The organism is Planococcus sp. A6, assembly GCF_028823615.1.
Classification (GTDB): Bacteria; Bacillota; Bacilli; order Bacillales_A; family Planococcaceae; genus Planococcus.
This window is the reverse complement of the sequence record NZ_JAPEHT010000150.1, coordinates 1-7,039: the sequence shown is the minus strand read 5'-3', so window position 1 is coordinate 7,039 and position 7,039 is coordinate 1. Positions and strand designations below refer to the sequence as shown.

Sequence of the window (7,039 nt, the reverse complement as noted above, 5' to 3'; positions counted from 1 at the left end):
GCGGCTGATCTGAAGAGTCCGGAAAGCGTCACCGACCTGTTGCACGTCGATGCGATCGAATTCGAGTTCGGTTACGGCTTGATTCCAATCGCTGATAAAAACCAAGGCGGGGACCTCTTGGACCGGGTCATCATGATTCGCCGCCAATGCGCAATGGAACTCGGCATCGTCGTTCCGGTCATCCGCATCCGCGATAATATCCAGCTGCAGCCGAATGAATACGTTATTAAGATCAAAGGCAACCGGGTCGCGCGCGGCGATATCATGCTCGACCATTATCTTGCGATGAGCCCAGGAGTCGATGATGAAAACGTCTTTGGCATCGAAACGGTCGAGCCTGCATTTGGTATGCCGGCACTGTGGGTCGATGAAGATATGAAAGAAGAAGCAGAAATGGCGGGATACGCCATCGTCGATCCGCCGTCTGTCGTCTCGACGCATTTAACAGAAATCATCAAACGCCATGCGCATGAACTCGTCGGCCGCCAGGAAGTGAAATCATTGATCGAAAACATCCGTGATTCTTCTCCAGCCGTCGTCGAAGAATTGATTCCCAATTTGATGAGCATCGGCGAAGTGCAAAAAGTGCTCATGAAATTATTGAAGGAAAAAGTGTCGATCCGCAATTTGCTGGTCGTCTTGGAAACCTTGGCCGATTACGCGCCGCAGACGAAAGATGTCGATTTGCTGACGGAATACGTGCGCCAGGCACTCGCGAGACAAATCACCCGCCAGTATGCGCCGGATAACGAGGCATTGAAAGTCATCACGGCAGGAGCAAGCTTAGAGAAGAAATTCGCCGATTCGGTCCACCGCACCGAGCAAGGCAATTACCTGTCGATCGACCCGGAATCGTCCCAGACGATTTTCCAGAAAATCACCGAGCAGGCAGGGCAGCTGCAACAAAACGGCGTCCAGCCGATTCTGCTCACTTCGCCTGCGATCCGCATCTATATGCGCCAGTTCGTGGAACGCTTCGCGCCGGATCTGCCAGTGTTGTCCTATAACGAGTTGGAGCCTGAAATTGAAATCCAAAGTGTTGGAGTCGTGAATATCCCATGAGATTAAAAACTTACCGAGTCACTACGATGCCCGAAGCCATGGTGCTCATCAAAAGAGATTTGGGCGATGATGCCCTCATCCTCAATACAAAAAAAGTGAAAACCGGCGGCTTGTTCGGCTTGTTCCGAAAAGACTGTTTGGAAGTGACCGCAGTGGCCGAAACGGAGGAACAGCTGGCTCCAAAAGCTATTGCACCAGTCGAAGCGCAACCGGCAGTTGCTGAGGCGCCAGTGGCAAAGAGCCAGGAAAACGATGCGTTGATGGAAGAGCTGCAAAGCTTGAAGCGGCTCATGATGCACGAAGGGCCGGAAGATCGGCTGCCTGAATCATTGCGTCCACTGCGAAGCTTGCTGGAAAAGCAAGGTGTCGAACAAGCGGTCCAGACAGAGCTTCTCTCCAAATTGCTGCACGCATCGGAAAATGAAGAGCCGGTACAGGAGGCGTTCCATGCGGAGCTCGTCCGCTTTATTGAGCAGCATCAACAAGCCGTCAAGAATGACTCGCCTTCGATCGCTTGCTTTATCGGCCCGACTGGTGTCGGCAAAACGACGACCATCGCAAAAGTCGCGGCTGAGCAACTGCTGGAACATAAACGCTCCGTCGGTTTGATCACCGCCGATACGTATCGCATCGCAGCCGTGGCTCAATTGAAAACTTACGGCGAAATCCTGGATGTGCCGGTCGAAGTGGTTGAATCGCGTGAACAACTGGCCGGAGCACTTGATGCCTTAAAAGCCTGCGACGTCATTTTGATCGATACCGCAGGGCGCAACTACCAGCAGGCCGAATACATTGAAGATTTACAGAAGCTGCTGCCGGAAACGCAGCATATCTATACGACTCTAGTATTGAGCATGACGGCAAAATATGAAGACATGGTCCAGATCATCGGCAACTTCGAAGCGCTGTCGATCGATGAGTTATTGTTGACAAAAAAAGACGAAACGGCTTCTGCCGGGGTCATCCTTAATTTATTGCACCGCTACCGGATACCGCTTCGCCGCATCGCGACAGGGCAAAACGTGCCGGATGATTTGGTTGCGGCAACGCCTGGGCGCATCGCTGATTACATTGCAGGGGAGCTGCGCCATGCGTGACCAGGCCGTTCAGTTAAGAGAGAAGATGTCCCGTAAGAATACGAAGCCAAGCATACGCAATACGCGTGTGCTGGCTGTGACAAGCGGTAAAGGCGGCGTCGGCAAATCGAATTTCACCTTGAATTTCGCGCTCGCATTGATCGAACAAGGGAAATCGGTGTTGATCATCGACGTCGATTTGGGATTTGCCAATATCGATATCTTGTTCGGCCATGCGCCACGCGAAACGATTGCGGGCATGCTCGACAAGCAATTGGCAATCGAAGACGTGATTGAGCGCGGCCCGCTCGGCTTGCAGTTGATTGCCGGAGGGCAAGGGTTTTCGGGACTGTTTGAACTCGATGCCGATAAAATGAAACGTTTTATGGAACAGCTCGGCAGCCTGCAAGGAAAAGTGGATTTTGTGCTGCTCGATACGGGAGCGGGATTGTCGGAGAACAATATGCGTTTTCTGCTCGCCGCGGATGAAGTGCTGTTGGTCACGACGCCTGAACCGACGTCGGTCACCGATGCCTATTCGGTCGTCAAGATGATGCACGCCAAAGACTCGGACCTGGCCATCCGCCTCGTCGTCAATCAATGCACCGACGGCAAAGAAGGGCGGCAGACAGCCGAAAACTTTGCGGAAGTCGCACAGCGCTTCCTGGATAAAGACATCCGGACGCTCGGCATATTGCCATCAGACCTCCATGTGCCGCAAGCGGTGAAAAAGCAGGAACCGTTCTTGTTGGCGCATCCGGGCAGTTCGGTGAGCAAAGCGATGCGTACGCTCGCGGCACAGTACCTGGAGTTGCCGTCGCCATTCAAGATTGGGCTTCGGGGATTCGTCATGAAATTATTCTTCAAATAAAGGCATAGCGGAAGTGGGGTGGACAGCTTGGTAAATCAGAAATTGTCGAATGCAGAACTAGCACAATGGGGCAACTGGCAGCAGCATAGGGACCAGGATGCCGGCGATTATTTAGTCGCGAAGTATTTGCCCTTGGTGGATTATGTGATTCAACGCTTTCTTATCAGCCTGCCGAAAACCGTCGACAAAGATGAAGTCCGAAGCTACGCCTATGAAGGCTTGCTGGACGCACTCGATAAATTCAAGCCGGAGAAAGACTGGAAATTCGAAACCTATGCCGCGTGGCGGATCAAAGGGGCGATCATCGACGGCCTCCGGAAAAGCGATTGGCTGCCGCGTTCATTGCGGGACAAAGTGAAGAAAATCGAGAAAGCGTACGCCGAATTGGAACAACAAAAAGGCGAGAGTGCCAGTGACCAGGAAGTGAGCGAATACTTGGGGATGACCCCGGCAGAATTGAACCGTGCCGTCTCGGAAGCTGCCTTGTCGGCAATGCTGTCGATGGATGACGACCAGGCGAACGTGGAAGAACGCATGCCGCGCGCCAGTAGCGGTTCGCCGGAACGCGAGCTGTCTGGGCAGATGACCAAAGAGGCGTTAGCGAAAGCCATTGCCACATTGCCGGAAAAAGAGAAATTAACAGTTTCGTTATGTTATTTTGAAGAAATGAAGCTGACCGAAATCGCGGAAATTCTCGGCCTCAGCGTTTCCAGGGTGTCGCAATTGCATTCGAAAGCGATGCTCCGGTTGCACGCAGCGATGCTATCGGTTCATGAACATTATTAATCGAGGGAAAGCAGGGAGCAGATGGTAGCACTGTTGATAGTGGTCAGCACTTTATTGTTATTGCTGAACGTCAAACTGATGATGTCGAGAAAGCTGATGGTCGAACAGGAATCCGAACGGCTCGAAGCGGCCATGGCGGAATTCATCACAGCCGTCGAACAGGAAAATGATGCCTTATACGATAAATTGATGGATCGGCTGGAGCAGACGGAAGCGAAAGTGGCGCAGTGGGAAAAAGCGGATCATAAAGCAGAAGAGCCGAAAAGCGCAGATTTCTCCGCCGATCAGCCTCCGGTGGAAACAAGCCGGCGCGAAAAAGTGCGGCAGCTCACGAAACAAGGCTTCTCGGCTGCCCATATCGCTAAGCTATTGGAGTTGCCAATCGGCGAAGCGGAAGTCGCCGTCCAATTAGAGAAGAAAAGACAGATTCGATAGGTGGGACATGGAGATGCGCATTGATGCAGCAAGGCCTAGGCCTTCGGAACAACCCAATACAGCAATTGCCAAACCGCCAGGCGGCGCATTTGCAGAGGCCATGAAACAGTCGCGGACTGAGCTGAGGCGGGATGCGCTCACGCCGCTACTCGCGAATGTCGAAAAGAGCGGAAAACGCCTCGCAGAACACCGGACTCTGGAGAATTTGGTTGCGTATAAACAATCCATTAAGCAATTTCTCGGAGAATCGCTTCGCCACGGAATCCAGTTGAGCGACCAAACTGCATCCGGTTTTGGAGAAGGGGCGCCGCCTCAACAAATCGTAAAGGTCATCGACGAAAAAGTAATTGCGCTTCAGGATCAATTATTAGATAATGAAGTGGAATATATTGGCATACTGGAAACAGTAGGAGAAATAAAAGGCTTGCTGCTCAATCTGTATATGTAACAAGCTTGGGGAAAGGGAGAAACAATGTGAGCGATAACCGCAGGGAATTTTTTCGCGTGTCTTTTGTCCGCGCGATTACTGGAAAGGTAGGGCTTTCTGAAAAAGAAGAGGTTCTTGTAGATATTTCCAGCTTGAGTGCCGGAGGGCTCGTTTTTGAAGCCTATCTTGATTTCGCGCTGTATGAACAGGTCATCTGCAGCTTCGAATTGCTCGGCGAACCTTTCCAATTGGAAGGGAAAATCATCCGAAAAGTGGCCAAAGAGCATAATTTTGAATATGCAGTGCAATTCAATGCTGGCCAGCGTTCTGTATCAAAATTATTTCAGCAATTAAATACATACCAGATCCGCAAAAGAAAAAGCGTGTTGAACGATTAAGTAAAGGAAGGCTCCGGCCTTCTTTTTTTCATGCAGGAATATAGATGTCTCGAATCGAAAGTAATGGAAGATGGATGAGGAGAGGGGATCGAGAAATGCGGGCAGGTGAACATCTTCTGAATGTATGGCGGCGCTTTGACGGGTTGCCGATGGATAATTTAGTGAAAGCCTGGAATTACGAACGGGCTGGATTGAAAAAGCAGCGCAGCGTTGAGCAAATGCGGGAGCATCGTGAAGCGCATGGGCTTGGCGGAAATTGCTTCGACTTGGCGCTTTGGCTGATGGCGGAATTTCGCGAGGCAGGAATCGAGGCATATGCGGTCGGTTCAGAACTCAGCACAGAAGGAGCGCATGCAGCGGTATTGGCACTTGATGACACGGGCAGGCGTTTTCTGTGTGATTTAGGAGACCAGTGGATACAGCCGATTTTAGTGGATACGCAAGATCCGGCTTTCTCGGATGCCCCGCAATCAGGATTTTTTCCAGGAGCGGACGTGCAGTTGTCGGCTGAGCCGGATGGCATGACGATCATTTATCAACGGCCGGGCGGCAAATTGTCGGTGCAGAAATATTCACTCGACCCAGTCGGCGAAGAAGCCTTCTGGCAGGCAGCGGAGTATTCGCAGCATCAGCTCGGCAAAACGCCGCTCATCGAAGTCCGTGTCCCTTTTGAAGGCGAAGTGGCACATTGGGAGTTCGGCGATTGGCACAGCGAGCTCAGCACGAGCAAGGGCTTGTTCCAGGAAGAGCCTGCGCCTTCCTTTGACGCATGGGTGGAGCGCATTCATGAGCGGTCAGGGTATGACCGCGATATAATAGAAGAAGCACTCGCATTTTACAAAAGCATGGACTGAGCAAAGCAAGGCAAGGAGGCATAATGCATGAACACCAATTCATTACCAAAAGAAATCCAGACAGAGCGGCTGAAGCTGGTGCCGATCACGGAAGAACTGTACCGCAATTTATACGGCAGCTACGAAATGGGCGCGCATATCAGCTTGCATTTAGATGATTTGAAACAAGACCAGCGGCTTTATGGCTGGGGCGCATGGATCGCTTTCGATCGATCCGGCGCGCCGGTTGGCGATATGGGGTTTAAAGGGCGTCCGGATAAAGCCGGAAAAGTGGAGATCGGCTATGGTGTAAAAGAGTCGTATCAAGGAAACGGTTATGCCACAGAAGGTGTGCAAGGCTTGATCGATTGGGCTTTTTCATTTCCGGAAGTGCGAGAAGTGACGGCGGAATGCTACGAAGACAATTTGCCGTCGATCCGCGTGCTCGAAAAACTGGGGTTTGAACGCACTGCGCAGTCGAAAGAATTGGTGTTTTGGAGATTGCGCGATGGCTATTGAAAAAATCGCCTGCGTGACAGAAGAGGGCGCGCTGACAGGCGTCGCGACTCGTGATGAAGTCCACCGGCAAGGTTTGTGGCACGAGACTTTTCATTGCTGGGTCGTCTCAAGGGAATTGGGCCGCACCCGGATTCACCTCCAGTTGAGGAGCCAGGATAAAGCGGATTTTCCCGGGCTTTTTGACATTACGGCAGCGGGCCATATTGCAGCGCATGAAACGATGAAAGACGGCGTGCGTGAAATCGAGGAAGAGCTTGGCCTCACGCTGGCGTTTGAGCAATTGACGCCGCTTGGTGTAGTGAACGATGAGATTTCGCTACCTGGATTCACCGATCGTGAGCGGGCTTACATTCATTTATACGAAGGCACGCAAATGGATTTGGCGGATTATTGCCTGCAGCCGGAGGAAGTAGCGGGCATGGCGGCTGTGGATTTCCAGGCATTCTTTGAATTGTGCATGAAGCAAACGGAGACAATCGATGCCTTCGGGTTTACTGAAACACAAGAAGGCAGGCAACCGTTCCAGCAAAAGCTCAGCTTGTCCGATTTCGTGCCGCATCAACCGTCGTATTGGAAACAAGTGGCGATTCGCATCCGCCGGCACTTGATGGATTGTTAAGCAGAAAACAAAA

General features: G+C 51.8%; 10 protein-coding genes. All 10 read left to right on the top strand.

Annotated elements, in window-relative coordinates; translation table 11 throughout:
* Positions 1-1,062 (top strand): FHIPEP family type III secretion protein (locus ON064_RS16130; RefSeq protein ID WP_274625569.1); only part of this gene is annotated, 1,062 nt, incomplete at its 5' end.
* Positions 1,059-2,159: a flagellar biosynthesis GTPase FlhF gene (flhF, locus tag ON064_RS16125; protein ID WP_274625568.1), complete on the top strand. Its 1,101-nt coding sequence runs from the start codon at positions 1,059-1,061 to the stop codon at positions 2,157-2,159. The genes ON064_RS16130 and flhF, both read left to right, overlap by 4 nt.
* Positions 2,152-3,009, top strand: coding sequence for a MinD/ParA family protein (locus ON064_RS16120; RefSeq protein WP_274625567.1), 858 nt, complete (start codon positions 2,152-2,154; stop codon positions 3,007-3,009). Before flhF ends, ON064_RS16120 begins: the two co-directional genes overlap by 8 nt.
* A gap of 27 nt (positions 3,010-3,036) precedes the next feature.
* On the top strand, positions 3,037-3,795 hold the full coding sequence (locus tag ON064_RS16115) for a FliA/WhiG family RNA polymerase sigma factor (protein WP_274625566.1): 759 nt from the start codon (positions 3,037-3,039) through the stop codon (positions 3,793-3,795).
* Between the two features lie 21 nt (positions 3,796-3,816).
* The gene (locus tag ON064_RS16110) at positions 3,817-4,230 is read left to right on the top strand and encodes a DUF6115 domain-containing protein (protein WP_274625565.1); all 414 of its coding nucleotides are present in this window, start codon (positions 3,817-3,819) and stop codon (positions 4,228-4,230) included.
* 13 nt (positions 4,231-4,243) lie between these two features.
* Positions 4,244-4,678, top strand: coding sequence for a YaaR family protein (locus tag ON064_RS16105; protein ID WP_158290799.1), 435 nt, complete (start codon positions 4,244-4,246; stop codon positions 4,676-4,678).
* Positions 4,679-4,704: 26 nt separating this feature from the next.
* Positions 4,705-5,055 (top strand): PilZ domain-containing protein, encoded by a 351-nt coding sequence (locus tag ON064_RS16100; protein ID WP_058382060.1) that lies wholly within the window; start codon positions 4,705-4,707, stop codon positions 5,053-5,055.
* Positions 5,056-5,150: 95 nt separating this feature from the next.
* Entirely contained in the window at positions 5,151-5,909 is a 759-nt protein-coding gene (locus ON064_RS16095; RefSeq protein ID WP_274625564.1) for a hypothetical protein, read from the top strand.
* Positions 5,910-5,936: 27 nt separating this feature from the next.
* Entirely contained in the window at positions 5,937-6,407 is a 471-nt protein-coding gene (locus ON064_RS16090) for a GNAT family N-acetyltransferase (protein ID WP_274625563.1), read from the top strand.
* A complete protein-coding gene (locus tag ON064_RS16085; RefSeq protein ID WP_274625562.1) occupies positions 6,397-7,026 on the top strand; it encodes an NUDIX hydrolase in 630 nt (209 codons plus the stop codon). The genes ON064_RS16090 and ON064_RS16085 overlap by 11 nt, the downstream gene beginning before the upstream one ends.
* Positions 7,027-7,039: the final 13 nt, after the last annotated feature.